26 protein-coding genes, 1 tRNA gene and 1 pseudogene are annotated in these 25049 nt (G+C 67.2%); 10 read left to right on the plus strand and 18 right to left on the minus strand.

The window, feature by feature from the left end:
- Positions 1-96: 96 nt before the first annotated feature.
- From G3O06_RS36840 to G3O06_RS36860, 5 genes and pseudogenes are all read left to right on the plus strand, one after another.
- A pseudogene (locus G3O06_RS36840) lies at positions 97-294 on the plus strand (ABC transporter ATP-binding protein); the annotation flags it as partial.
- 113 nt (positions 295-407) lie between these two features.
- Entirely contained in the window at positions 408-2639 is a 2232-nt protein-coding gene (locus G3O06_RS36845) for a TonB-dependent siderophore receptor (RefSeq protein ID WP_241020427.1), read from the plus strand.
- A complete protein-coding gene (locus tag G3O06_RS36850; protein ID WP_174915934.1) occupies positions 2639-2902 on the plus strand; it encodes a hypothetical protein in 264 nt (87 codons plus the stop codon). The genes G3O06_RS36845 and G3O06_RS36850 overlap by 1 nt, the downstream gene beginning before the upstream one ends.
- A 1-nt stretch (position 2903) precedes the next feature.
- Positions 2904-4415 carry a PepSY-associated TM helix domain-containing protein gene (locus G3O06_RS36855; RefSeq protein ID WP_205819101.1) on the plus strand — a complete coding sequence of 504 codons (1512 nt, stop codon included), beginning with the start codon at positions 2904-2906 and terminating at the stop codon, positions 4413-4415.
- A 22-nt stretch (positions 4416-4437) separates the two neighbouring features.
- On the plus strand, positions 4438-5685 hold the full coding sequence (locus G3O06_RS36860) for an MFS transporter (protein ID WP_205819102.1): 1248 nt from the start codon (positions 4438-4440) through the stop codon (positions 5683-5685).
- Between the two features lie 203 nt (positions 5686-5888).
- Here G3O06_RS36860 and G3O06_RS36865 read toward each other — a convergent pair.
- Positions 5889-5973 (minus strand) — tRNA-Leu (locus tag G3O06_RS36865).
- A gap of 141 nt (positions 5974-6114) precedes the next feature.
- On the opposite strand from G3O06_RS36865, the gene G3O06_RS36870 reads away from it, so the two are divergent.
- Positions 6115-7440, plus strand: coding sequence for a leucine-rich repeat-containing protein kinase family protein (locus G3O06_RS36870; protein WP_205819103.1), 1326 nt, complete (start codon positions 6115-6117; stop codon positions 7438-7440).
- Positions 7441-7455: 15 nt separating this feature from the next.
- Here G3O06_RS36870 and G3O06_RS36875 read toward each other — a convergent pair whose 3' ends face one another.
- The 9 genes from G3O06_RS36875 to G3O06_RS36915 all read right to left on the minus strand — a co-directional run bounded on the left by G3O06_RS36875 (position 7456) and on the right by G3O06_RS36915 (position 12898).
- Positions 7456-8085, minus strand: a complete 630-nt coding sequence (locus tag G3O06_RS36875) for a LysE family translocator (protein ID WP_205819104.1) — start codon at positions 8083-8085, stop codon at positions 7456-7458.
- A gap of 99 nt (positions 8086-8184) precedes the next feature.
- Positions 8185-8358 (minus strand): hypothetical protein, encoded by a 174-nt coding sequence (locus G3O06_RS36880; protein ID WP_166895179.1) that lies wholly within the window; start codon positions 8356-8358, stop codon positions 8185-8187.
- 31 nt (positions 8359-8389) lie between these two features.
- Complete coding sequence (locus G3O06_RS36885; RefSeq protein ID WP_205819105.1) at positions 8390-8836, minus strand: copper chaperone PCu(A)C; 447 nt, start codon at positions 8834-8836, stop codon at positions 8390-8392.
- Between the two features lie 90 nt (positions 8837-8926).
- Positions 8927-9292 carry a copper homeostasis periplasmic binding protein CopC gene (gene copC, locus G3O06_RS36890; RefSeq protein ID WP_205819106.1) on the minus strand — a complete coding sequence of 122 codons (366 nt, stop codon included), beginning with the start codon at positions 9290-9292 and terminating at the stop codon, positions 8927-8929.
- Complete coding sequence (locus G3O06_RS36895) at positions 9289-9489, minus strand: hypothetical protein (protein WP_205819107.1); 201 nt, start codon at positions 9487-9489, stop codon at positions 9289-9291. Before G3O06_RS36895 ends, copC begins: the two co-directional genes overlap by 4 nt.
- 90 nt (positions 9490-9579) lie before the next feature.
- On the minus strand, positions 9580-9957 hold the full coding sequence (locus G3O06_RS36900; protein WP_174970143.1) for a DUF2946 domain-containing protein: 378 nt from the start codon (positions 9955-9957) through the stop codon (positions 9580-9582).
- Between the two features lie 92 nt (positions 9958-10049).
- Positions 10050-10544, minus strand: a complete 495-nt coding sequence (locus tag G3O06_RS36905) for an SRPBCC family protein (protein WP_174915920.1) — start codon at positions 10542-10544, stop codon at positions 10050-10052.
- 58 nt (positions 10545-10602) lie between these two features.
- A complete protein-coding gene (locus tag G3O06_RS36910) occupies positions 10603-10905 on the minus strand; it encodes a 2Fe-2S iron-sulfur cluster-binding protein (RefSeq protein ID WP_174915919.1) in 303 nt (100 codons plus the stop codon).
- Between the two features lie 88 nt (positions 10906-10993).
- On the minus strand, positions 10994-12898 hold the full coding sequence (locus G3O06_RS36915) for a sigma-54-dependent Fis family transcriptional regulator (protein WP_205819108.1): 1905 nt from the start codon (positions 12896-12898) through the stop codon (positions 10994-10996).
- A gap of 336 nt (positions 12899-13234) precedes the next feature.
- On the opposite strand from G3O06_RS36915, the gene G3O06_RS50095 reads away from it, so the two are divergent.
- Both G3O06_RS50095 and G3O06_RS36925 read left to right on the plus strand, forming a co-directional pair.
- Entirely contained in the window at positions 13235-13510 is a 276-nt protein-coding gene (locus G3O06_RS50095; protein WP_346779580.1) for a DUF2964 family protein, read from the plus strand.
- Positions 13511-13750: 240 nt separating this feature from the next.
- Positions 13751-14041, plus strand: coding sequence for a DUF1488 domain-containing protein (locus G3O06_RS36925; RefSeq protein WP_039366385.1), 291 nt, complete (start codon positions 13751-13753; stop codon positions 14039-14041).
- Between the two features lie 238 nt (positions 14042-14279).
- Here G3O06_RS36925 and G3O06_RS36930 read toward each other — a convergent pair whose 3' ends face one another.
- On the minus strand, positions 14280-15581 hold the full coding sequence (locus G3O06_RS36930) for an NCS2 family permease (protein WP_174970140.1): 1302 nt from the start codon (positions 15579-15581) through the stop codon (positions 14280-14282).
- 776 nt (positions 15582-16357) lie between these two features.
- Between G3O06_RS36930 and G3O06_RS36935 the strand changes: the two genes are divergently transcribed.
- Entirely contained in the window at positions 16358-16636 is a 279-nt protein-coding gene (locus G3O06_RS36935; RefSeq protein WP_006480752.1) for a hypothetical protein, read from the plus strand.
- A 160-nt stretch (positions 16637-16796) separates the two neighbouring features.
- Here G3O06_RS36935 and G3O06_RS36940 read toward each other — a convergent pair whose 3' ends face one another.
- From G3O06_RS36940 to G3O06_RS36965, 6 genes are all read right to left on the minus strand, one after another.
- Positions 16797-17171, minus strand: coding sequence for a DUF2917 domain-containing protein (locus tag G3O06_RS36940; RefSeq protein WP_205819109.1), 375 nt, complete (start codon positions 17169-17171; stop codon positions 16797-16799).
- A gap of 326 nt (positions 17172-17497) precedes the next feature.
- Positions 17498-17887, minus strand: coding sequence for a DUF2917 domain-containing protein (locus G3O06_RS36945; RefSeq protein ID WP_205819110.1), 390 nt, complete (start codon positions 17885-17887; stop codon positions 17498-17500).
- 251 nt (positions 17888-18138) lie between these two features.
- The gene (locus G3O06_RS36950; protein ID WP_174915914.1) at positions 18139-18426 is read right to left on the minus strand and encodes a hypothetical protein; all 288 of its coding nucleotides are present in this window, start codon (positions 18424-18426) and stop codon (positions 18139-18141) included.
- 78 nt (positions 18427-18504) lie between these two features.
- Positions 18505-19410, minus strand: coding sequence for a metal-dependent hydrolase (locus G3O06_RS36955; RefSeq protein WP_205819111.1), 906 nt, complete (start codon positions 19408-19410; stop codon positions 18505-18507).
- Between the two features lie 30 nt (positions 19411-19440).
- The gene (locus G3O06_RS36960) at positions 19441-21228 is read right to left on the minus strand and encodes an SDR family oxidoreductase (RefSeq protein ID WP_205819112.1); all 1788 of its coding nucleotides are present in this window, start codon (positions 21226-21228) and stop codon (positions 19441-19443) included.
- A gap of 45 nt (positions 21229-21273) precedes the next feature.
- On the minus strand, positions 21274-22173 hold the full coding sequence (locus G3O06_RS36965) for a M24 family metallopeptidase (protein WP_205819113.1): 900 nt from the start codon (positions 22171-22173) through the stop codon (positions 21274-21276).
- A gap of 607 nt (positions 22174-22780) precedes the next feature.
- Between G3O06_RS36965 and G3O06_RS36970 the strand changes: the two genes are divergently transcribed.
- On the plus strand, positions 22781-24058 hold the full coding sequence (locus tag G3O06_RS36970; RefSeq protein ID WP_205819114.1) for a haloacid dehalogenase-like hydrolase: 1278 nt from the start codon (positions 22781-22783) through the stop codon (positions 24056-24058).
- Positions 24059-24139: 81 nt separating this feature from the next.
- Here G3O06_RS36970 and G3O06_RS36975 read toward each other — a convergent pair whose 3' ends face one another.
- A complete protein-coding gene (locus G3O06_RS36975) occupies positions 24140-24913 on the minus strand; it encodes a slipin family protein (RefSeq protein WP_174915909.1) in 774 nt (257 codons plus the stop codon).
- Positions 24914-25049: the final 136 nt, after the last annotated feature.

Below are 25049 nucleotides of genomic sequence, written 5' to 3' on the forward strand. Positions count from 1 at the left end.
TTATGGATCGTGTCTCTTGTTGTCTAATATACCGGCATCCACCCGTACGCACACGATAGATCACACTCTTTCCCTACCGGACGCTCTTCCGATCTGCCGGCGCTCGCGGCGGCCGCCGACACGATCGTCGTGCTCGACGCGGGCAGGGTGCGGGCGACCGGCACGCACGCGCAGCTGGTCGCGACCGATGCGTGGTACGCGACGTTCGCCCGCGCCGGGCAATTGCCCGACGGGCCGTCGCCCGCCGATGTGGATACGGACGCGGAGGCCCGGCCGGCCGAGTCCGAGCACTGACGTGAACAATGCGATCCGGCGTGCCCGGAATCGATAGGAAAAGCCCCTCGATCGAAAAATCGCCTGCCGGTTCTATTTGATAATGAGAATGATTATCAAATACGGGGGCGTGAATGCGGTACGAGGTGCTGGAACCTGGGAGATCAAGGACGAAGGGCGCGCGAGTCGCCCTTTTCGGGCGAGGGCGCTGGCGTCCGTCGCTGTATCTCGGCCTGCTGATCGCCGCACATCCGGCGGCGGCGTTTGCCGATACGGCGCCGGCGCCGGCGGCCGGCGCGGAAGTCCGGAAGGCGGAAACGACCGCCGTGAAGCCCGCTGCGGGCGAGCTGAAGGCGATTTCGGTGAATGCATCGCGCGGTGTGGCCGACGATCCGTCGGTGGCGACGGTCGGCAAGATGCCGCTGGCGTTGCGAGAGATTCCACAGTCGGTCAGCGTGACGACGCGCGAGCGGATCGACCAGCAGAACCTGTTCTCGCTCGACGAGGTGATGCAGCAGTCGGCCGGCGTGACCGTGCAGCCCTACGTGCTGCTCACCACTGCGTACTTCGTGCGCGGCTTCAAGGTCGATTCGTTCGAATTCGACGGCGTGCCGGTCGTGATCGGCGACATGGCGAGCGCGCCGCAGGACATCTCCGTGTACGAGCGCGTGGAAATCCTGCGCGGCGCGAACGGCCTGTTGCACGGCTCGGGCAATCCGGCCGCGACGGTCAACCTCGTGCGCAAGCGGCCGCAGTACCAGTTCTCCGCGAACGCGAGCGTGAGTGTCGGCAGCTGGGACCGCTATCGCGCGGAAGCCGACATCGGCGGCCCGCTCAATGCGGCCGGCACCGTGCGCAGCCGGCTCGTCGCCGCGTACGAGGATCGCCATTTCTTCTACGACCACGCGAAACAGGACACGCGCTCGATCTACGGGATCACGGAGGTCGACGTGACGCGCGATACGCTGCTTACGTTCGGCGCGCAGTATCAGACGACCCGATCGGTGCCCGACATGTCCGGCGTGCCGATGGCGCGCGACGGTTCGAGCCTCGGCCTGTCTCGCTCGACGTTCCTCGACACCGCGTGGGGCCATTTCGACTGGGATACGACACGTGCGTTCGCGTCGGTCGAGCAGAAGCTCGGTGCCGGCTGGAAGGCGAAGGTCAGCGGCGAGTACCAGAGCGTGCGCTCGGACCTGAAGTACGCGGGCTCGTTTGGCGCGATCGACCCGGTGACCGGCGCGGGTGGCGCGCTGACGGGCGGCGCGTACCAGTTCAGCAGCTACAGCCGTAGCCTCGATGCGAACGTGCAGGGCCCGGTGCATGCGTTCGGGCTCACGCACGACCTGCTGTTCGGCGTGACCTACGCGAACAGCAGCAGCGGGCAGATGTCGGCGCAGCTGCAGGGCAACGTGGTCGGCACGCCGGTGAACGTGTTCCGCTGGAACCCGAGCAGCGTGCCCGAGCCGGGCGTCGGCCCGTTCCAGCAATCGCAGCAGAACGACATTTCGCAGAAGGGCGTGTACGGGCTCGGCCGCATCAAGCTCGCGGAACCCGTCACGCTCGTGCTCGGCGGGCGGCTGAGCTGGTGGAACCAGGACAGCCTCGGCGCGCACTTCAACACCGGCCATCAGTTCACGCCTTACGGCGGGCTGATCTGGGATTTCGCACGCGACTGGTCGTGGTACGCGAGCTATGCGGAAGTGTTCCAGCCGCAAACCAAGTCGATGTGGGGCGGCGGCATCCTGACGCCGGTGAAGGGGCGTACCTACGAGACGGGCGTGAAGGGCGAACTGGCGGGCGGCAAGCTGAACGTGTCGCTCGCGGCGTTCCGCATCGATCTCGACAACAACCCGCAGGTCGATCTCGCGCATCCGTGCGCGGGGCCGAACTGCTACTACGTGAACGGCGGCAGCGTGCGCAGCCAGGGCTTCGAGTTCGAGGCGAACGGCCGCATCACGCCGTGGTGGAGCGTATGGGCGAGCTACACGTACGACACGATGAGCTACGCGGACAACCTCGCGAACGCGGGCTCGTCGTTCGCGCCGTTGCTGAACCCGCGCCACCTGTTCCGGCTGTGGACCAACTACGACCTGCCCTGGCAGGAGCGGCGCTGGAGCGTCGGCGGCGGCGTGCAGGTGCAGAGCAACTACTCGGCACAGGCGAACGGCGTCACGATGAGCCAGGGCGGTTACGCGCTCGCGAGCTTGCGGCTCGGTTACCGCTATGACAAGCACTGGAGCGCGGCGGTCAACGTCAACAACCTGTTTGACCGCAAGTACTACCTGAGCCTGAGCAACCCGGGCTGGAACAACCGTTACGGGGAACCGCGCAACGTGATGCTGACCGTGCGCGGGCAGTTCTGATGGCGGGCGGCTGGGGGACGCGGGCGGCGCTCGCGATCGGCGGTGTGCTGCCGGGCGCGGTCGCGCTCGCGGTTACGCTGGCACGTCATTACCCGGCCGACGGCCTGAACCGGCTCTACGCGGCCGTGCTGCTGTCGCTTGCCGCAGGCGTTGCCGCGCTGCTGTGGGTGCTCGTTGCGCCCGGGCGGCGTCAGGCCGCGTGGCGCGCGGGTGCGTGGTTCGCGGTGCTCGTGCCGTGCGCGATGTTCTGGGGAGGGCGCTGACATGGACGCTTCGTCGCGTTCGCGCTGGCGTGCGCTGCATCGCGGCGCCGGTGCGCTGTTCGGCGTGGTGCTGTTCGTCGTGCTGTTCAGCGGCACCTGGAGCCTCGCGACCGATTCGATGCAGGGCTGGTGGCGGCCATCGTCGGTCGCCGTCGCGCGGCCGTTGCTGCCGCTGAATGAACTTGTCGCAAGCGCGGCGGCGCTCGGTGTGCCGTTGCGCGATGCGCGCATCGTGCTGCCGCAACCGGACGATCCTGCGATCCGTTTCTGCGATGCGCGCCAGGCGTGCACGCTGGCGCTCGACCCGGCGACGGGCGAGCGGCTGGCAGACGGCGGACGCGCGGCGTTGCTCGTCACGCTGCACAAGACGCTGTTCGCGGGCTTTCCCGGGCGCATCTTCGTCAGCTTGTGGGGAATCGTGCTGCTCGTGCTCATCGTTGCGGGTCTTGTCGTACATCACCGGCGCTGGCCCGACGCGGCGCGTATCCGGCGCGGAAAAGGGTTGCGCGCCGCGCTGTTCGATCTGCACGCGTGGATCGGCCTGTGGGGCTCGCCGTGGCTCGTGCTGTTCGCGTTCACCGGTGCGTTGTCGGGGCTCGGCGCGCTCGGCACGGTGTCGCTCGCGGGCGTCGCGTATCCGGGGCAGCCGCAGCGCGCGTTCGCCGAACTGCTCGGCGGGCCGCCGCCAGCCGCTGCCGGCGGCGCGTGGCAACGTGTACCCGATCTCGATGCACTGCTGCATCGCGACGCGGCACGCATGCCGGATTTCCGGCGTGAAGCCGTCGTGCTGCATGGCTGGGGCGATGCGAACGCGCGCGTCGAGATTGCCGGTACGACCGCCGGCCTGCCGAGTACGGCGGTGTTCGAGCGTCACCTGTATCGCGCGACGGACGGGCAATGGCTCGCGGATGCCACGTCGCGCGGCCGAGGCTTCTGGTTGCGCGCGTTCATCGCGGTGCAGCCGCTGCATTTCGCGCAATACGGCTGGGTGGGTGCGATGGGCGGCGTGCTGCGCGTCGTGCATTTCCTGATGGGGCTCGCCGCATGTGCGCTGTGCGCGACGGGGCTGCATCTGTGGATCGAGCGCCGGCGGGCGCAGCACGATCGCGTCGCGAACATGCTGGCCGCCGTCGCCGTCGGCACATGCGGCGGGCTCGTGCTCGCGGGTGGCGTACTGCTGCTCGCAGGGCGTGCGTTGCCCGATGGCGTGCACGTGGACCATGTGCTCGCGATGCTGTTCTGGGCCGTGTGGGGCGGCACGGTCGCGCTCGCGGCCTGTGTGGCCGATCGCGCGGCCTGGCTACGCCGGCTGATGTGTGCGGCCGGCGCTGCGTACGGGCTGGCCGGCGTGACGCACTGCGCGATCGCGCTGCTCGGCACGGGCGAACCCGTGTACTGGCCGATCGACGCGGCACTCGTCGCATTCGGCGCATTGCTGCTGCGTGCCGCACGCCGTCCGCGCCGCGATGCGATGCGGCCCGCGCGCGTGCCGGCAGGTGTCGAACCTTTTTAATTTCATGCAACTGGAGACTTCGATGCGCGATCTGCTCGAACATCGCCGCCTGGTCATCACGATCACGCTGCTTTACCTGTCACAGGGAATCCCGATCGGCATTGCGATGGACGCGATGCCGACCCTGCTGCGCCACGACGGCGCGCCGCTTCACGCACTGGCGTTCCTGCCGCTCGTCGGTTTGCCGTGGGTCGTGAAATTCCTGTGGGCGCCCGTCGTCGACAACCGCTGGTCGCCGCGCATCGGCCGGCGGCGCAGCTGGATGCTGCCGATGCAGACGCTCGTCGTGCTGTGCCTCGGCAGCCTCGCGCAGATCGGGATGACGGTCGCGACGGCCGGCTGGGCGGTCGGCCTGCTGGCCGTCGCGTCGCTCGCGAGCGCGACGCAGGACATCGCGAACGACGGGATGGCCGCCGAGCACTTCAGCGGCGACACGCTCGCGAAGATCAACGCGATCCAGATCGCGGGCGTGATGATCGGCTTCTTCGGCGGCGGCGCCGGCACGTTGACGCTGATCGGCCTGTTCGGCCAGCGCGCCGCGTTTCTTGCGCTCGCTGCCGTGCCGCTCGCGAGCCTTGCATGCGTGCTGTGGGTGCTGCCGCGCGATGCGGATCGCGCACGTGTGCAAGCCGGACACAACGCGAGCCTCGTGCGCTTCGCGAAGCGGCCGCGTTCGTGGTCGCTGCTGTCGCTCGCGCTGCTGTCGGCGATGACGGCCGTATCGGGCTTCGGCCTGTCGAAGCTGTTTCTCAACGACGCGGGCTGGACGCTCGACGCGATCGGGAAGCTCGGGATGGCCGGCGGCATCGTGACGGTCGTGCTCGGTTGCGGCGGCGGCGCGTGGCTCGTCAGGCGGCTCGGGTTGTGGCGTGCGTTTACGGCCGGCGTGAGCTGTGCGGGCGCTGCGGCGCTGCTGTGGTTCGCGCAGGCGAGCGGGTGGGTGCCGGTGTCGCCGTCGTGGGCATGGCTGTGCACGGTACTCGGTTCACTGGCGACCGGGATCACGTCGGTGTCGATCATGACGGCCGGCATGCGCTTCGCGGGCGGCAGCGACCAGGCCGGCACCGACGTGACGGCCGTGCAGAGCACGCGCGATCTCGGCGAGCTGATCGCGTCATCGACGATCCTGTCGCTCACGGCGAAGGTCGGTTATACGGGCGGGTTCCTGGCCGGTGTGACGCTGGCGGTGTTGGCCGCGTTGATCGCGATGCGGTTGCGGCGGCGGGAGGCGGCGTATGCGGTGAAGGGGGATGATGTGCTGGCGTCGTGAATGACGTAGCGTGCGTGCGATTCCGGCTGTTCTGCCCAGTCCAGGCGACAGTCGGGAGCGCGCGCGAATTCGCAGCACGATGATGCCTGGTTGCAGCCTGAATATCGGAATCGGAAGCAGAGGTGCGCGATTGCGCGGGATGATCGTCGATCGTTGCCGGAATGCGTTTGTCGCATGTCGCGCAACGATGAGAGAAGAAATCCTGGTGCCGACGGCGAGACTCGAACTCGCACAGCTTTCGCCACTACCCCCTCAAGATAGCGTGTCTACCAATTTCACCACGTCGGCACTGCAAGGGGCGCAATTCTAGCGCGACGTTGCGCGTTTGTGAAGGGGGTGTGACACGATCGGTGATCGCACGCGGGCGATCCCGGTAGAATTCGGGCGATCGACCCGACGATCGTCGCAACCGCAACCCGCTTTCTCCGCGTGACACACACCCTCGAACAACTGCAGGCCGGGCAACTCGCCGGCGCACGGCAACTCAAGCTCGCATGCGGGTTGACGGAATTCCCGCGCGAGATCTTCGATCTTGCCGACACGCTCGAAGTGCTCGACCTGACCGGCAACGCGCTCTCGGCGCTGCCGGACGACCTGCCGCGGCTGCACCGCCTGCGTATCCTGTTCGCGTCCGGCAACCGCTTCACCGCCTTCCCCGACGTGCTCGGCGCATGCGGGCAGCTCGACATGATCGGCTTCAAGGCGAACCGGATTCAAACGGTACCGAGCGGATCGCTGCCGCACGCGCTGCGCTGGCTGATCCTCACCGATAACGCAATCGACGCATTGCCCGCCGACATCGGCGATTGCTCGCGGCTGCAGAAGCTGATGCTCGCCGGCAACCGGCTGCGCGCGCTGCCGGCGGAAATGGCCGCATGCCGCGCGCTCGAATTGGTGCGCCTGTCCGCGAACCGGCTGGACGACCTGCCCGACTGGCTGCTGCGCCTGCCGCGCCTTGCGTGGCTCGCCACCGCAGGTAACCCGTTCGGCGCTGCGCCGGAAGCCGCGGCGTCGGCGGGGCCCGAGGTCGCGGACGTCGACTGGGCGTCGCTGGCATGCGAGCAGAAGCTGGGCGAGGGCGCGTCGGGCGTCATTTACCGCGCGCAATGGCGTGCGGACGGGCATCCGCCGCGGGCGGTCGCGGTCAAGCTGTTCAAGGGCGCGGTGACGAGCGACGGCCTGCCCGATTGCGAAATGGCTGCGTGCCTGCATGCCGGCCGACATCCGGGCATGATCCCGGTGATCGGCAAGGTGAGCGGGCATCCAGATGGCACGCACGGCCTCGTGATGGAACTGGTCGATCCCGCGCTCACGAACCTCGCCGGGCCGCCGAGCTTCGCGACCTGCACGCGCGACGTGTATGCGGCCGACGCGAGCTTCGCGCCGGCAGAGGCGGGGCGGATCGCGCATGGCATCGCGTCGGTGGCGGGCCATCTGCACGCACACGGCATCATGCATGGTGACCTGTATGCGCACAACATCCTGCACGATGGTCAAGGTGGTGCGCTACTCGGGGATTTCGGCGCAGCGTCGCTCTATGACGTGAAGGACCGCACGCGTGCTACTGCGTTCGAACGGCTCGAGGTGCGGGCGTTCGGCCATCTGCTCGGCGAGTTGCTCGAGCGATGCGAACCGCACACCTGGGCCGGCAGGAACGGGCTCGATGCGCTTGCGATGGCCTGCCTGAACAAAGACGTCGATGTGCGGCCGTCGTTCGGCGAGATCGCGGCCGAGCTGGCCGCGCACACGCGCTGACGGGCGCGCGCCCGCTTACGCCTGCCGCGCAGTCAGCAGCTTGATCCCGAGCCCGACGAACAGCAGCCCGCTGGCGCGCTTGAGTGCACGCACGGCGCGGCTCATGCCGAAGCCGCGATGGAACCGGCGCACGCCGGCCGAATAGACGCTGTGAACGACCACGACGGTGCACGCGATCGTCGCGTACATCACGACGAATTGCAGCGCGAGCGGGCGGTCGTGCACGATGAACTGCGGCATGAACGCCGACAGGAAGATCATCGTCTTCGGATTGCTGCCCGATACGAACAGCGCTTCGCGGAACAGTTTCCTGCGGTCGGGCGCGGCGATTTCCGTCGCATCGGTCGAAGCAGCGGCCTTGCGGTCGCCACGCAGTTGCCGAAAACCGAGGAACATCAGGTACGCGGCGCCGACCACCTTCATCGCGACGAACAACGGCGGCATCGCGGCCAGCACCGCGCCGACGCCGAGCGCGACGAGCACCACGACCACGCCCTGCGCGACGAGGTTGCCCGCGATCGTCGCGGCTGTGCCGTGCGTGCCGTAGCGCACCGTGTTGCGGATGACGAGCAGCACGTTGGGCCCCGGCGACAGCGTCGTGGCGAGATAGGCTGCGGCAAACAGCATCCAGGTCTGAATGGACATGCGGCGCTCCGAGAGACGGTTCCGGCGGTCGGGATGAAGCGATGATGCCACGCCAATAATTGGCGCGGGCTTGCGCCGGAACCGTGCCGTCGCGGCGCGTCAGCTTGCGTCGCGCATGCAGTACGCCGGAATCGACGGCGGCGTATCGATCGCGGCGGGCCGCGTCATCCACGCGATCCACCCGGCCCATATCCCGCAGACGATCATCACGGCGACGTTCAGCGGCGTCCGGTAGCGGACGATCAGGTCGGCCAGCGGCAGGCGATGTTTCATGTGCGTCTCCTTCGATCGGGGGCGGGGGGTATTACTGGCCGGCGTAGGTCGGCGCCTTGGCGTCGCAGGTCACGGACACCGTCGAGCCGCCAGCGAAATGCAGCCGGAACGGCACCTTCGCGCCGGGTGCGACGGCCTGGCGCGGTTGCTCCAGCATCACGTGATAGCTCTTCGGCTTGAAGGTCACCGTACCGTGCGCGGGCACTTCGACGGCGTCGACGTGGACCATCTTCGCGGTGCTGCCGCTCGTTTGCGTTTCATGCAGCATCGCCATCCCGTACGCGGGCGAGTCGAGGCCCGTCAGCGTGACGGGGGCATCGCCGTCGTTCTTCAGCGTGAAGTAGCCGGACGACGGCACGGCCGCCGGCATCGCGCGGATCCAGCAGTTTTCTGCCTGCACGGCCGGCGCGGCGAACGTGGCGGGAGCTTGCAGCGCCAGCAGTGCGAACAGCAGGCCGGTTGGAATCGAGCGTTTCATGGTTGGTTCTCCTGATGGGTGGATGCAGCTGATGCAATGGGTAGCGGCGGCGACGCGGCCGGCGCGGAACGCCGGCGCGCATCGCGAACGTCATTTCAGCGTGAACGTGTAGTGGCCTTGCGTGCGATGGCCGTCGCTGGCCACCGCAATCCACGCGACCGTGTACGTGCCGGCGGTCAGGCTGGCCAGTGCGACGTGCATGCGCTTCCGGTTGCCGGCGTCGACGGACGATTTCCCGTCGACGACCGACTGCCCGTGGCTGTCGGTGACGGCGATCGAGCTGAATGCGGGCTCGAGCGCTTCGCTGAAACCGATCGTGACCGCATGCGGCGCGGTTGAAAGCGTGGCGTTGGCGGCCGGGTCCTGCGTCTTCGGGAGCGCGTGGGCCTGGGCGGCCTGAATGACGACGAAGCCGAGTGCGGCGAGTGCGCCGCGAATGACAGAGTTGGTCTTCATGGTTGGGTGTGCGAGTGGCGAACCGGATGGAGCAACACGAATTCGACGAACGGATGCACGCGCACCATCGGCACCGATGCCGGCGCGAACGTGTGCGGCCGGACGTTCGCCCGCAAGCGAATGTCGGCGCGAGAGCACGAACCGGAAGCAGCCAGCCGCACGCACGGCACGATGCCGCGCGCAACACGGTGACACATGATCGTCCTTCGAAACGTGACACGTCGCGCGCGCCGGCGGCGTGCGCGAACCACGCGATGCGCTACGGCATCACGGGCATTGACGACGAATCAGGACGAGAACGGTGGGGCGCGCGGCTGCGCGGCCGTGAGCGGCAGCGCACGGCGCAGGCTTTCGAAGCGGGTCGCTTCGCGATGCTGAATGACGTGCACGTTGGCCGCGAACGTCAGTTCGGGCGCGGGCATGGCGGGTGTGTGAGCAAGCAGGCTGCAATAGCCGCATGCCTGGAGGTGGGCCTGCAGGCTCTTTCGCGACGAATCGGCGGAGCGCTCGCCGGTGGCAGGCGCGGCCGTGCAGTAGCCGGCCAGCAGCGTATCGACACGCTGCTGCGTCGTCAGTGCCTGCGAGATCGTCGGTGCGAGTGCCGTCATCAGGATGGCGAGCATCCCGATCAGACTGCCGATCTTCCGGAGGCGACGACTCAGCATGCGATGCGCGGCGACGGTTGGACAACGATGGAGCGGATTATGCCACGCACGTCGATTCGCATGTCGGCACCAACGTGCGGCGTTGCGGCGCGCTACGCGTGCTTCGCCAGGTATTTCGTGATCAGCGTCATCTGCGCGGCCCAGCCGTGATCGTTCATCTCGCGTGCCTTCGCGCGGCGCGTTTCGATCAACTGATCGAAGCCCGTTTCGGTGACCGTGAGCAGCGTGCCGCCGGCCTGTGCGGCGAGCGCGAACGTGACGAGCGTCATCGGCTCCGAGGTGTAATCGAAATTCGGATCGATTGCGAACGGATGCCAGCGAAACGAGAACAGATCCTTCGGTTCGACGCGATCGACGACGATTTCGAACACAGTGCCCGCGTAGGGCTCTTGCGCCTTGGCGACGTCGTCGTCGACGCGTGTCGGCGTGATGCGGCCGAACAGCGGCTGGCCGGCTGCGAACGGCCCGTCGAACGTGACGCCGAACCACTGGCCGAATTCGCCGGAATTGCTGACGGCTTCCCACACGCGGTCGGGTGATGCGTTGAGCTGGGCCTGTTTTTCGATGCGGTCGGTTTGCTGGGTCATGACGTTCTCCACACAGGATCAACCTTTGCTGGACGGCACGCGCAAGCGCGCACCGCGTCTAGTCGAGCATGACCGCGTCGGGCACGTCGAGCACGAGGTCCGACGTCGCGACGGCCACGCACGGCAGCGTATAGCCGTCGGCCTTTTCCTCGCGGCTCAGCCCCGGCCATTCGATCGTGTAGCGTACGCTGCCGCTGACGATCCGGCAAAGGCAGCTTCGGCACGTGCCGTTGCGGCACGAACGCGGCAGCGACACGTGCGCGAACGCGGCGGCTTCGAGCAGCGTGAGCGACGCGGGCGCATCGAAGGTCGCGCCGAGCGGCTCGATGCGCACGAGGGGGAGGTGTTCCGGATCGGTCATGGCGGAGGCAGAGGCGGGCGGCGGTTCGGCGACAACGCGCCAAGCATACCCGAACGGGCTGGCGGCCGGCGCCGGCCGGCCGCTGGCGTCAATGCCGGCGCAGGTGCCGGTACACGGTATTGCGGGCGAGCCCGAGCTCGCGCGCGGCCGCCGACACGTTGCCGCCATGCCGCGCGAGCACGGCATCGATCACCGCGGCCTGATGGCTTTGCAGCGTCGTTCCTTCGCGCGTGCCGGCCAAAGCCGCTGGCGCAGCGGTGGCGGGCGCCGCCGGTGCGTCGTCGCAGTCGAGCCAGAAATCGTCGGGCAAATGGGCCAGCGTGATTTCGGCTTCGTCTTCGGCCAGCATGCCGGCCGTGCGCAGCACGTTGGTCATCTGGCGCAGGTTGCCGGGCCAGCGGTGGCGCGTGAATGCGTCGAGCACGTCGGCTGCGATGCTGCGCGGCATCGGTTCGCTGCGTGCGAGCCGCGCGAGAATCCGCTCGACGAGCGCCGGCAGGTCGGTGCGTGCGGCGAGCGCCGGCAGCGTGACCGCGAGCCCGTTGATCCGGTAGAACAGATCTTCGCGGAACGTGCCTTCCGCAATCATCGCACGCAGGTCGCGATGGGTCGCGCAGACCACGCGCACGTCGACCGGCACCGCGCGTGCGCCGCCGAGCGGCATCACCGCGCGCTCCTGCAGCACGCGCATCAGCCGGACCTGCTGCGCGAGCGGCATGTCGCCGATTTCGTCGAGAAACAGCGTGCCGCCGTCGGCCTGCACGATCTTGCCGGGGCTGCCGCGCTTGCGCGCGCCGGTGAACGCGCCGTCCTCGTAGCCGAACAGCTCGGCCTCGATCAGCGAATCGGGCAGCGCCGCGCAGTTGACCGCGACGAACGGGCCGTCCGCGCGCGGCGATGCCTGGTGCAGTGCGCGGGCGAGCCATTCCTTGCCGGTGCCGGTCTGGCCGAGGATCAGCAGCGGCAGGTCGCGCCCGCGGATCTTCGCGACGCGTTCGAGTACGGCGGCCATGCGTGCGTCGCCCGTGTCGAGCGTTGCGAACGTGATCGTGTCGGGGTCCGGTGCGCGCACCCGTACGGCGGGCACGGGCGGCGTGACGGCGATGGTGGTCTTGTGCGCTTCCGCGAATTCGCAGCGCGCCAGCACGCGTACGCCGGTCGACAGCGTCAGGCGGAACATTGCGCCGGGTGCGCGTGCCGCCTGCTGCGCGAGCTGGCCGAAACGCATGCCGAACAGCGCGTCGCTGGCCTGATGCTGCAGTGCGTCGAACGACGCGCCGAGCTGGAACTGTGCGCTGCGGTTCGCGGCGATCAGCCCGCCGTCGGGGCCGAAGGCGACGAGCCCGGCGAACAGCGAGTCGACGCATTCCTCGTGCGCATGAAAGCGCAGCCGCAAGGCTTCCGCGCACTGGTTCGCGAACAGGTGGTTCTCGATCAGTTGCGCGGACATCCGCACGAGCGCGAGCGTATGCGGGCTCGAGCCGCGCGGATCGCCGCTGACGTCGAGCGTGCCGAGCGTGCGGCCGAACGGGTCGAAGATCGGTGCGCACGAGCAGGTGAGGATATGGTTCGCGCGCAGGAAGTGTTCGGCGCCGTGCACGGCGACGGCCTGGCCCGATGCGAGCGCGGTGCCGATCGCGTTGGTGCCGCGCGCGCCTTCCGCCCACGAGACGCCGGTAAATAGCGCGACGCGGTTGGCTTTCTCGATGAAGTCCGCGTCGCCGATGCTGTGCAGGATCACGCCGTCGGCGTCGGTCAGCAGCACGAGGCTTTGCGTGTCGGCGATTTGCGCGTGCAGGTTCTCCATCACCGGGCGGGCGTGCGAGAACAGCGCTTGGTTCGTGTCGAGCAGTTCGCGCAGTGCGATGCGCGACAGCGGCGAGAAATCCGGGCGTTCGTGCGCGCGCAGGCCGACCGCGGTCGAACGCGCATGCGCCTGCGCGAGCAGGTCGGTGCGACCCGCGGTGGCGGGCAGCACGAAGGGTTGCGGCATGACTTGTCTCCTGTCGACCAGAGTTAGCGCTTTAGCGCTTACTCTGGTCCCATGCTTCGCGGTCGGCCCCTGTTAGCGCTTTAGCGCCTACTGGGACCCCATGCTTCGCGATCAGCGGCAGTTAGCGCTTCAGCGCTTAATGATGCCCCATGCTCCTCGAAAATGGCCGATCCGGCACACGCGCACTCGCCGAAATCCTCTACGGATTCCCACCTCCGCGTGCGCCGCACCATCGATGTGCGAACGCCGGCCATCCGGGTACGCATCATCATACAAGCGCCGCGTCCGCTACGCGACCGCGAACAAAATCCCCTTGCTTTTAAATGCCCGCCTGCAATGATGGAAATGGAGCACGCACGCGCCGTGTTCCGCATTGCAACATGCATGCGACGCGACATGCATCCGTTCGGGAGACGCATCATGGTTCGGACGGAACTGAGAGTCGTGCTGGCGGCCATCGCCACATTCATCATGCTGGGCGGCATCGCCGTGGCGATCCACGGGTTGCTGTTCGATTTGACCGATGCGGTGCGATACGGGGCGGCCGCGATTGCGGTGGGCGCCACGTCGGCTGCAATCGCGCTCAACGTCTGGCCGACCGATCCGCACTGACGCCGGTTTCCGAAACGGTGCCGGATGCCGCGCTGATCAGATGAAATGCGCGTCGGAACGACGCACGCCGGAAAATTTGTCTCCTGCGCGAAACCGTCTAAAGTGGAAAGCAACCGGCATGCATTGTCCGCGCCTATCCCCGCGGGCCGTGCCTCCGTCGGCGAGCCCGCGTACATTTCGTCCGGCCGGTAGCGGACGACGGACGCGGTCATTCGTTTTCTACCGGTCGAGGCGGCTCCCATGCAGATTCATTTCACGAACGAGAAGCCTGAGTATTCGGGGCGCGACCTGATGCTTGCGTTCACGGCGTTGGTCAATGGCGAGCGCGTCCAATGTCAGATCACCGCCGAGGCGCTGGAAGATCACTTCGGTGCGGCGTCGCCGCGCTTCGAGGACATGGTCGGCGCGTTCGACCAGCACCGTGATCGTATCGAGGCGGCCGCACGGCGCCTGCTGTCGGAGACGCGCGCGCAATGCGTGACGCTGCGCAGCGGCTACGTCCGCTTCTACGAGGCCAACTGGCGCGGATGACACGACGCTCGTCTTGCTGCGCGCGGCGCTGAACGCTGCGCACGCGAAGACGTTGCCTTCATGCGATGCCGTTCGGCGGGGCCGGGCGGCATTTTCGTATGCGGGGCGCACCGGATCGCCCGAGCGTCGGTATGGCCGTGCGCGTCGATTCGTCAGGATCACAGATGAATCATGCGAAAACGGAAACGCCACCCGAAGGTGGCGTTTTTTCATCGTGCATCGCGCCGAAGCGCGACCGTCACTCGCTGCCGAGATAGAAGAAGCGGAACAGGAACACGGCTGCGATGATCCACACGATCGGCTTGACCGAGCGGGCCTGGCCCGTCAGCAGCTTGAGGCCGCCGTAAGCGATGAAGCCGAACGCGACACCGTTCGCGATCGAGTACGTGAACGGCATCAGCAGCGCGGTCAGCGCGGCCGGCACGGCTTCCGTCGCATCGTCCCACGGCACGTCGACCATCTCGCGCAGCATCAGGCACGACACGTACAGCAGTGCCGGTGCCGTGGCATACCCCGGCACGACGCCGGCGAGAGGCGCGATGAACAGGCACGCGAGGAACAGCACCGCGACGGTGATGGCCGTCACGCCCGTGCGGCCGCCGGCCTGCACGCCCGACGCGCTTTCGATATACGCGGTGGTCGACGACGTGCCGAGCACCGAACCCGCGACGATCGCCGTGCTGTCGGCGAGCAGCGCCTTGTTGAGGCGGTTCATCTTGCCTTCGACGAGCAGGCCCGCGCGGTTCGCGACGCCCATCAGCGTGCCCGTCGCGTCGAACAGCTCGACGAGGAAGAACACGAGGATCACGTTGATGATGCCGGTCGACAGGGCGGCGCCGATGTCGAGCTTGAACAGCGTCGCGTCGATCGACGGCGGCGCGGAGAACACGCCGTGGAACTGGTTGTCGCCGAAGAAGAACGACAGGATCGTGACGCCGATGATGCCGATCAGGATCGCGCCCCGCACGCGCAGGTGGTCGAGCGTGACGATCGTGAAGAAGCCGATGATCGCGAGGATCGTGTCGTGCTTGTGCAGGTCGCCCAGCGTGACGAGCGTGGCCGGGCTACCGACGATCACGCCCGACGTCTTCAGCGAGATGATGCCGAGGAACAGGCCGATACCCGCGGTGATCGAGATCCGCAGCGATTTCGGAATGCCGTTGACGATCGCCTCGCGCACGCGGAACAGCGTGACGAGCAGGAACAGGCAGCCGGAGATGAACACCGCGCCGAGCGCGGCCTGCCACGTGAAGCCCATCCCCTTGACGACCGTGTACGCGAAATACGCGTTCAGGCCCATGCCGGGCGCGCACGCGATCGGGTAGTTCGCGTACAGCCCCATGATGATCGACGCCAGCGCCGCGACGAGGCAGGTCGCGACGAACACGGATTCCTTCGGCATGCCGGCATCGCCGAGGATCGCGGGGTTGACGAAGATGATGTAAGCCATCGTCAGGAACGTGGTGACGCCCGCGAGTATTTCGGTGCGGAAGTCGGTGCCGGCTTCAGCGAAGCCGAAATACCGCTTGATGGATTCCATGAAGGCGTTTCTCCGGTCGGGTTGTCGTGTTGCTTGTTGTGCCGAATTGTTGTAAAGGCAGCGCGCGGCGGACTTACTGTAACCAGCCACTATTGCCCGGCTATCGGCGGATTGTAATAGCGCGGATAGCTCGGACGATATAGTTGGAGGGCACGATCGAATGATCGATCGGCTGCCTGCGCGCGAACGGTCTGGCATCCCGGCCGCGCGACGAAGGCGCGCATTTTACCGGTTCGGGCGGAACGGGCCGGAAGAAATGGCGGAAACGGGAGCGGGACGCGTGAACGAGGCCGGCCGATGCGTGCGCAACGGCATGCAAAACGGCACGCGCGGCGGGGGGCGGGATGACATCCGACTGAAACGGAGCGCCCGCATGCTGCACGCATGCGGGGCGGGCAGCGCGTGCGCGCAAACGCACGTACGCGGCCGGTACGGATGCCCGGCAGCGGCGTGCAGCGGCCATTCGTCAGTCCAGGCGGTTGCAGATATCGGGCTATCGTGCGCCGAAGCCGTCCCGTCCGCAACTGTCATTTCGCGAGGCGGGGGCGACTGTGGTTTCTGTGTAAAAGATTGCAAGACCCCATCGCATAAACCGGCAAGTCTTTCTAGGATAGATACACCGCGCATGCACACGCCGGCCGGTAATTGCCGACGCGGGGGAGTCGCAGTTCGTGCAGGCCGGGCGGTGAAGTGCGGTCAAGGCCGTTGCGTGTTCGGGCAGGCACGGCCGCTTGCGATTGCCCGATGCGGGTTCGTCCGTAATCACGGAGGTCAGCATGTTGAACTGGATCAGCCGTTGGGCTATGCGACACGCCCCCACGCCGGAAAAAACCGCTGCGTCGATGCTCGTGACGGCGCGCATGGAACTGTTCGCTGCCGAACAGCGCGTCATCGACGCGAAATTACAAGCGGATTACTGGCGCACACGTGTGTCATTCCTCGAAGAGGTGCAGAAGCAGGGCATCGATCCGTGGGTGACCTCGCAGGCAGCGCAACGCCCCGACCTTGATTCCACTCCACGAAGCACGGGCCCACGTCTCGCCGCCAGCACCTGATGCATCGGTTGCATCCCGTCGCTGAGTACGGCGCGCGATCGCTCGCGGCACGCATCGGCGTGCCGCGTCATTCGATGCGCACCTGCGGCGCGTTACGCCGCAGGTGCGTCCATTTCCGGTTGCGGCCGTTGAGCGTCTCGCGTGCCTGACGGCACGTCGCTCATCCGCTCCGTCTCCCTATCCCGAAGAGCAAACGTTGCACGTGCGCCAGCGTGCGCCTGAAGCGCTCGCCGCGACGTACGTATGCGGTCGTGAGCGTCGCTTCGGCCGACCGGTCGGCATCGGTGCCGAGCCAGATGCGCTCGCCGCGTGCGATGCGCAGCACGTCGCCGGGATGCACCCAGTAATCGTCGACGCACGGCGGGCGCGTGACCCACAGCGCCGCGCCATGCGCGCGGAGCTCCGCGTCCTGCGGCGCGCGCCAGGTCATCGTCGTGCGCGGCGCGACCGCGAAACGGATCACGACATTCGGTAATGCGATCGTGCCGGCGCGGCGCCGATCGGGACGGTCAAACAGCGGGCTTGCCTGGTCCATCGTCTTCTCCATTCAGTGAGCCGGACGGATGACGCGCACCAGAACAAAAAGGCCTCATCCGTTTCCGGTGAGGCCTTGTGTGACATGCGGTACTGCTCGATTGCTAACGCACACGCGCCTCCCGTGAACCATTCTTTCGAATGTTCATCGATCGATGAATCACGGCGGCGATGGGCGTGTACGTAGGCATGCGAACGAGTTTGTCTTCGTGGAACTGCGTTGTCAACGATAATTTTCGAGATAGGCGAGCGCGATGCATCGACGTGCGCGCCTGGAATTGAGTGACGCCGCGGCGTACCCGTATCGCGTGCGCAGCGGTGCTTTCGTCATGTACGGCTTCGACTTCGACTTCGACATCGCTCGCGGAGCAAGCTGCGCATGCGCACGAACGCACGTTCCAGCCACGCGCCGCGTCTCATCGCGTATGCGGTCGTGATCGATGCTTCGGCCGGGCGGTTGTCGTCAGTGCTCATCCAGATGCGATCGCCGCGCCGCACGCGCAGCACGTCGCCGGTACGTATCCAGTAATCGTCGACGCTGCCCAGCCGCGTGACCCACAGCGTCGCGTCGTGCACGCGGATCTCGGCATCGTTTTGCGCGCGCCATGTCATCGTCTTGCGCGGTGCGACCGTGAATTGCATCACGACCCGCGGCAATGCGATTGCGTCGGTGCGGCACCGATCGGGGCAGACAACCAGCCGGCTTGCTTGGTCCATCGTCATCTCCATCCGTTGAGCCGGGCGGGATGACGCGCACCAAAACAAAAAGGCCTCATCCGTTTCCGGCGAGGCCTTGTGACATGCGCAACTGAATCTCGATGCTAACGCACAAGCGCCTCCGGTGATCGCCGCGGGTGGGCGTTCACTCGGTTTTTATGCGCGATGGCGGCGAGTTTGAGCGTAAGCATGCGAACGAGTGTGTCGTGGCAGCGCAGCAATGTCAACGGAAATTTCGAGATACGTGGCAGTCACGCGTCGCGTTGCGCGAGCCCGTTTACGAGCAGCTCGGACAGCAGGCCCGTCATCCCTTCCGGGTGCGTGGCCGCGCGTGCCTTCAGCTGTTCGACGAGTTCGGCGTTGAGCTTGCACGCGAACGGCACGAGGCCGTGTTCCTGGTCGAGCTTGCGCTGCGCGCGGCGGTCGAGCTTGGCTGCTTCTTCGGCGCCCTTGCCGAAACGCGCGGAACTCGACTGCTTCATCGAGTGCGTCAGCTTGAGCGCCTTGTTCTTTTCGAGATCGGTTTTCTTCATGGCCATCGCGGCACCTCCGGGAAATGAAGCCGCGATTGTACGCATTTCGGCGGGCGCCGCCCGCCGAACCGGCAAGAAACCCGGTCAGGCGCCCTTCGCAGTGCCCCAGTTGCCGCCGTGCGCGGCCGCCTGCGCGGCCGGCGAGCGGGCGAGGTAGGCGAGCGCCTGTTCGGTCGAGCCTTCGTGGTGCGGCGTATAGCTCGGCTTGAAATAGCGCAGCGCCGCGCCGATCACCTTCCAGAACGACGGCAGGTGCCCGCGCCGCGAGCCTTGCCACCACGCCAGCACGAAGCCCGGGTAGCGGCCGGCGTCCGGGTCGCGCCGGTACATGAACTTCGCGCCCGTCGTGATGTAGTAGAGCAGCAGCAGGATCACGAACGCCATGTGCACGCAGCGCTCCGGATAGGTGCCGCCCAGGTGCCGGTAGATGTCGAACGCGACCGTGCGGTGCTCGACTTCCTCCGCGCCGTGCCAGCGCAGCAGGTCGACCATCGTCGGGTCGGCCTTTCCTTCGTCGAGTCCGTGCGCGTTGAGCACCCAGTTGCCGAGATAGCCGAAGAAATGCTCGAGCGACGCGATCACCGCGAGCTGCTGGCGCAGCCAGAAACGCGTGTGGCCGATCTTCAGCCCGAGCGGCTGTTCGCCGAGCACGCGCGTGAAGAGGCGGTTGAGCTTTTGCGTGAACGGCTTCGTGTCGATCCCGTGCCGGTCGTAGTAGTGCTTGAGCACGCCGCCGTGCGAACGCGAATGCACGGCTTCCTGCCGCAGGAAGCCTTCGGCCTCGTCGCGCAGGCGCGCATCGGTGATCAGCGGCAATGCCTTGTTGTACACGCGGCAGAACCACAGCTCGCCTTCCGGGAACAGCAGGTTCAGCGTGTTGATGATGTGCGTGCTGCCCGGGTCGTTCGGCACCCAGGTGATCGGCGTATCGCTGAAGTCGAACTTCACGTGCCGGGCCTTGATCTTGTGATAGTCGGCGGTATCGGTCATCTGTGTCTCCCTGTGCGGCGTCGTGCGCCGTCAATGCGATGCCATGCTGACGCGGGCGATCATCCGGCCGAGCCACGGCATGAAGCGGCCGACGAAGCGCATCGCGTGCGCCTCGCCCCCGATCGCGACGACGGGGCGGTTGCGCAGCACGCCGTCGACCATTGCCTGTGCGACGGTTTCGGGTTTCAGGCCGCGCATCTGGTACAGCTTCGTCGCGCGCTTGCGCAGCCGCGCTTCGTCCTGTGCGTTGGCGCCCGCGTATTGCGTCGACGCCATGATTCCGGTCTCAGCGAAGCCGGGGCACACGGCCGTCACGCCGATACCTTTCTCCGCGAGTTCCGCGCGCATGCATTCGCTGAGCATCAGCACCGCGGCCTTCGTCGTCGCATACGCGGGCAGGTCGCGCGACGGCCCGAACGCGGCGGCCGACGCGGTGTTGACGATGTGCCCGCCGGTGCCGCGTGCGGCCATCTGCTGCGCGAACAGCCGCGAGCCATGGATCACGCCCCACAGGTTCACGTGCAGGATGCGTTCCCAGTGCCGCGTGCTCGTGTCGAGGATGCCGCCGGCCATGCCGATGCCCGCGTTGTTGATCACGACGTCCGCGCCGCCGAGTTCGCTGCCGACCCACGTCGCCAGCGTTTCCATTTCGTCGGCGGACCCGACGTCGACGCGCTTCGCGTGCGCTTGCGCACCGGTCAGCCCGATCAGCAGCGCGGTGCGTTCGGCGCTCGCGAGATCGATGTCGCACGCAACGATCGTCGCGCCTTCGCGGGCGAACGCGAGCGCCGCGCAACGGCCGATGCCGCTGCCCGCGCCGGTCACTACCGCGACCTTGCCGCTGAAGCGGCCGCTCGTCGCGCGGCGGCGCGCGTTCGCGAGCGCGGGCGGTTCGTTGCCCGATTCGACCGCGTCGATCAGTTGCCCGGCGAGATCCGCGAAGCGCGCCGGATCGGCGAGCGGCAGCCAGTGGCCGGCCGCGACTTCTCGACGGTAGTACTGCGGCACCCAGCGCGACAGGTTCTCGGACAGCGCGGGGCTCACGTATTTGTCGCCGAGCGGCACGATCGTCTGCACCGGCGCATGCGCGTAGCGCTCGCGCGGCGCGAACAGGCAGCGGATGAAGTTCGCGCGATAGAGGCGCACGCCGCGCGCTCCGTCGTCGGCCTGCGTCGGGCGCGGCGCGGCGGGCGTCTTCTCGAGCCGGCGCAGCAGGCGCGGCCACGCGCGCCCGAGCCACAGCCGCCAGCCGAGCTCGGGGATGAACGGCAGGTGGAACAGGTACACGTACCACGACCGCACGAGCTGGCCGCCGAGCTTGGCGAGCGACGCGGGCGTCGGGCGCAGCACGCGTTCGCGCAGCCAGAAGCCGACGTGGTCGAGGCACGGCCCCGAGCATGACGTGTATGACGCGATGCGGCCGGCGAGGCGCGGATCGGTGACGAATTCCCAACCCTGGATCGAGCCCCAGTCGTGCGCGATCAGGTGCACGGCGCGGCCGGGGCAGAGCGCGTCGATCACCGCGACGAAGTCGTCGGTCAGCTTCGCGAGGTGGTAGTCGGCCGTGCGCTTCGGCACGCCGGACAGGCCCGCGCCGCGCACGTCGTACGCAATCACGTAGTGTTTGCGCGCGAGCAGCGGCGCGACGTGCTGCCAGACGCTGCTGTCGTCGGGATAGCCGTGCACGAGCACGACCGGCGAGCGGGCCGGGTCGCCCCAGGTCCTGGCCGCGAGCGTCAGGTCGCCGGAGGCGACCGCCGTTTCGCTATGAACCGATTCGAACAGGGCCAGCGGCGCTTCGTCGGAAAGAGGCTGCATCGTGAGTCCGTCGTTCAGGGAGTCGGAAGGAAAGGCGCGTTCGCGTCAGGCGGCGGCCGGCACGGTCGCGACGGCCTGCGGACGCTCGGCCTGGCGGCGCTGCCAGCGGCGCACGTGCGGCAGGTCTTCGTCGAGCCAGTACGCGTCGTCTTCGGTGATGACGAGCAGCTCTTCGAATTTCGCGCCGACGCCCGCGAAGCCGAGGTGCGGCTCGACGGCCCACAGGCCGGGCACCGGCGCATGCTCGGAGCGGCGGTCGATCGACCACAGCGGCGACCAGCCTTGCTGTTTCGCCGCGCGGCCCTGGTCGAGCAGCAGGTTGCGCGTCGCGTTCAGCCCGAAGCGCGCGACGAAGCGCGGCTTCGACAGCTTGCGGATCTTCGCGACGCGATGCGCGAGCACCTTGAACGGATAGGCCTTGTGGCGCGGCTCGACGCCCTGGCGGCGGCACAGCGCGTCGACCTCCTGCGCGACCTCGGCCATCGGCCGGCGCTCCTTCACGAGCCGCACGATCATGTCGCGATGGTCCATCAGGTCGTCCTGCAGCTGTTCGAGGATCGGGTTGTGGCCGAGGCAGTGCGCGTAGCCGACGTCGGCGACGATGCCGTCGAGCACGGGCGCGACGTCGAGGATCACCGGCATGTCGGTCTCGAGCTGGCGGTTGCTCGGGAAGAACGCGAGATTGAAGCCGCCCATGTGCTTGAGGCCCGAGAAGCCCTCGAATGCGGTGCGGTCGCCGAACCACGCGAACGGCTTGTGCAGCCAGTCGTGCACGCCGTTGTCCTGCAGCCATTCGGTCAGCAGGCGCGCGGCTTCCTTCTCGGTGATGCCGGGGTAGAGCATCGCGCCGACGGTTTCGACACAGCGGTACGCGAGCTGCTGGACCGCGCGGAATTGCGGCAGCTCGTCGAGGTGGACTTCCGGCAGCGGATGGTGGTCGGCCATGATGCGTCTCCAAATGTCGGCCAGAGTTGGCGCTTCAGCGCTTGTCGACCGGTGTTGGTGCTTCAGCACTTGCTCCGGTCTCACGCAACGCGCACTCCGGTCCTGTGTAAAGCGGGGGCGCTGATCCGGAATCCATCCGCTATCGTCCCGTCGCGAATTATTCAGTCAGCATTTAATGTGCCATTGAATGATGTAATGATGATAGCCGGTTCGGCGTGGCGCGCCAGCCCCCGGAGGTGAGGATTTCTCCTAATGAAGGGCCGAAATGGAGCGGAGACTCTAGATTTCCGGAAGTTGGGCCGGACGGCCCCCAGGCGCGCACGCGTATGGATCGGGGGCGCTGGTCGGAGATCGTCACGAGCGGTCTCACGGCGCCGGCCCGGATGGCCGCGCGTGCTGCGGCTTGCGACGGCCCGGCATGTCGTTCCGGATCAACTCTCCGTCGCGTCGCGACGTGACGCTGTCAAATTGCCGAAATAATTTCGTCACATCATTCGCCCCCGGTTCGGAGCCGTCCCGGCTTCACCGTGCCGATGAGCGGCCGGTGCGCGGTGAGCCGCGCGGGACAGCGACTGAACCTGATTCGACATTTCCACGGAGAGAGACCATGCAACGCCGCCAGTTCATGAATACCCTTGCCGCGGCGACCGCCGCGACGTCGCTGATGCTCAAGGCCGGCACGGCCGACGCGAAGAGCGCAACCGTGCCGGATGCGCTGGACCCGGCCCGCTGGTCGCCGTTCAACGCCGCGCGCCTGCAGGCGGTGCTCGACCGGCATGGCGTCGCGAGCGCGCACTACGACGAAAAGCGCCGCCCGTACGCGGTGTTCGACTGGGACAACACGTGCATCATGAACGACTGCGAAGAGGCGCTGCTGATGTACCAGATCAACCATCTGCAGTACAAGCTGACGCCGGGCGAATTCGTCGACGTAATGTGGAAGGACGTGCCGAAGGGCGCCTTCATGAAGGACTACGTGACGGTGGACGGCAAGCCGGTGACGATGGAAGACCTCGCGGCCGATGTCGAATCCGACTATCGCTGGCTCTACGCGAACTACCAGGGATTCGGCGGCGACAAGAGCCTCGACGAGATTCGCGAGACCGACCAGTTCAAGGATTTCCGCGCGAAGCTGTACTTCATGTACGACGCGATCTGCGACACGCATCCGCTCGAGATCGGCTACAAGTGGATCATCTATTTCTACAAGAACATGACGACCGCCGAGCTGCAGGCGATGGCGGAAGCGTCGAACAATTACGGCATCGGCGACGCGCTGCGCAAGGTCCGCTACGAAAGCCCGAAGACGCTGCCGGGCAAGGCCGGCGTGGTGGCCGACACGCATTTCCACGGCATCCGCATTCATGAGGAAATCCGTGCGGTGATGCACACGCTGCGCGCGAACGGCGTCGACGTGTACGTGAGCACGGCATCGCTCGACGATGTCGTGCGCGTGTTCGCCGGCAATCCGAACTATGGCTACGGCGTGCCGCCCGGGAACGTGATCGGCTTGCGTCTCGACATGCAGGACGGCAAGTACACGAGCACGTATCCGGCCGGCTGGCATTTCAACTGGGGGCCCGGCAAGACGGTGGGCATCCGCAACGTCCTCGAGTCGAAGAAGGGCTATGGCCCGCTGCTGGTGTTCGGCGACAGCGACGGCGATGCGTGGATGCTGCGCGACTTCAAGGACACCGCGGCCGGCGTGATCGTCAACCGGATGAAGAAGGGCGAGATCGGCGCCGACAGCAAACTCGCGGCCGAACAGATCGGCAAGCCGGACGCACGCTTCCTGCTGCAGGGCCGCGACGAGCGCACGGGCCTGATGATCCCGGACGAGAAGTCGATCAAGTACGGCAAGACCGAGCGCAAGCTGCTGGCTTGACGCGCGCCGGGCGCGGGGCCGTTGCGGCCCTGCGTCCATCGGGATCGACAGCCGCGCCGCGCGGGCTGGAAAACGAGCGTCTCAGCGCTCGTGCGGCGAGCCCAACCGCTCCAGCAACGCCCCCAGCAGATCGACCGGCAGCGGAAACACGATCGTCGAGTTCTTGTCGGCCGCGATCGTCGTCAGCGTCTGCAGGTAGCGCAGCTGCATCGCCTGCGGCTGCAGCGCGAGCCGTTGCGCGGCCTGCAGCAGTTTCTCCGACGCCTGCAGTTCGCCTTCCGCATGAATCACCTTCGCGCGCCGCTCGCGTTCGGCCTCGGCCTGCCGCGCGATCGCACGGATCATCGTCTCGTTCAGGTCGACGTGCTTGATCTCGACCGTCGACACCTTGATCCCCCACGCATCGGTCTGCGCGTCGAGCGTCTTCTGGATGTCGGCGTTCAGCTGCTCGCGCTCGGCGAGCAGCGCGTCGAGTTCGTGCTTGCCGAGCACCGCGCGCAGTGTCGTCTGCGCGAGCTGGCTCGTCGCCTCGAAGAAGCGCGCCACCTGGATCACGGCCTTCTCCGGATCGACCACGCGGAAATACACGACCGCATTGACCTTCACCGACACGTTGTCGCGCGTGATCACGTCCTGCGCGGGCACGTCGAACACGACGGTACGCAGGTCGATCCGCACGACTTGCTGGACGATCGGGATGATCAGCACGAGCCCCGGCCCCTTCACCTTCCAGAACCGGCCGAGCATGAACACCACGCCGCGCTCGTACTCGCGGAAGATGCGGATCGACGACGCGACGAGCACGACGACGAAGACGATCAGGACGCTGCTGAAGCCGAACGTGTAACCGATCATGAAGGTTCTCCCTGGTGTTGTTCTTGCGCCGGCACGTCGTAGAGCGGGGCGACGGTGAGCAGCAGCCCTTGGCGGCCGGTGACGCGCACGCGGCAGCCTGCGGCAAGCGGCGCGCTGCTGGCCACGCGCCAGCGCT

Source organism: Burkholderia sp. Ac-20345, assembly GCF_017104825.1.
In the GTDB taxonomy this organism is placed as follows: Bacteria; Pseudomonadota; Gammaproteobacteria; order Burkholderiales; family Burkholderiaceae; genus Burkholderia; species Burkholderia lata_B.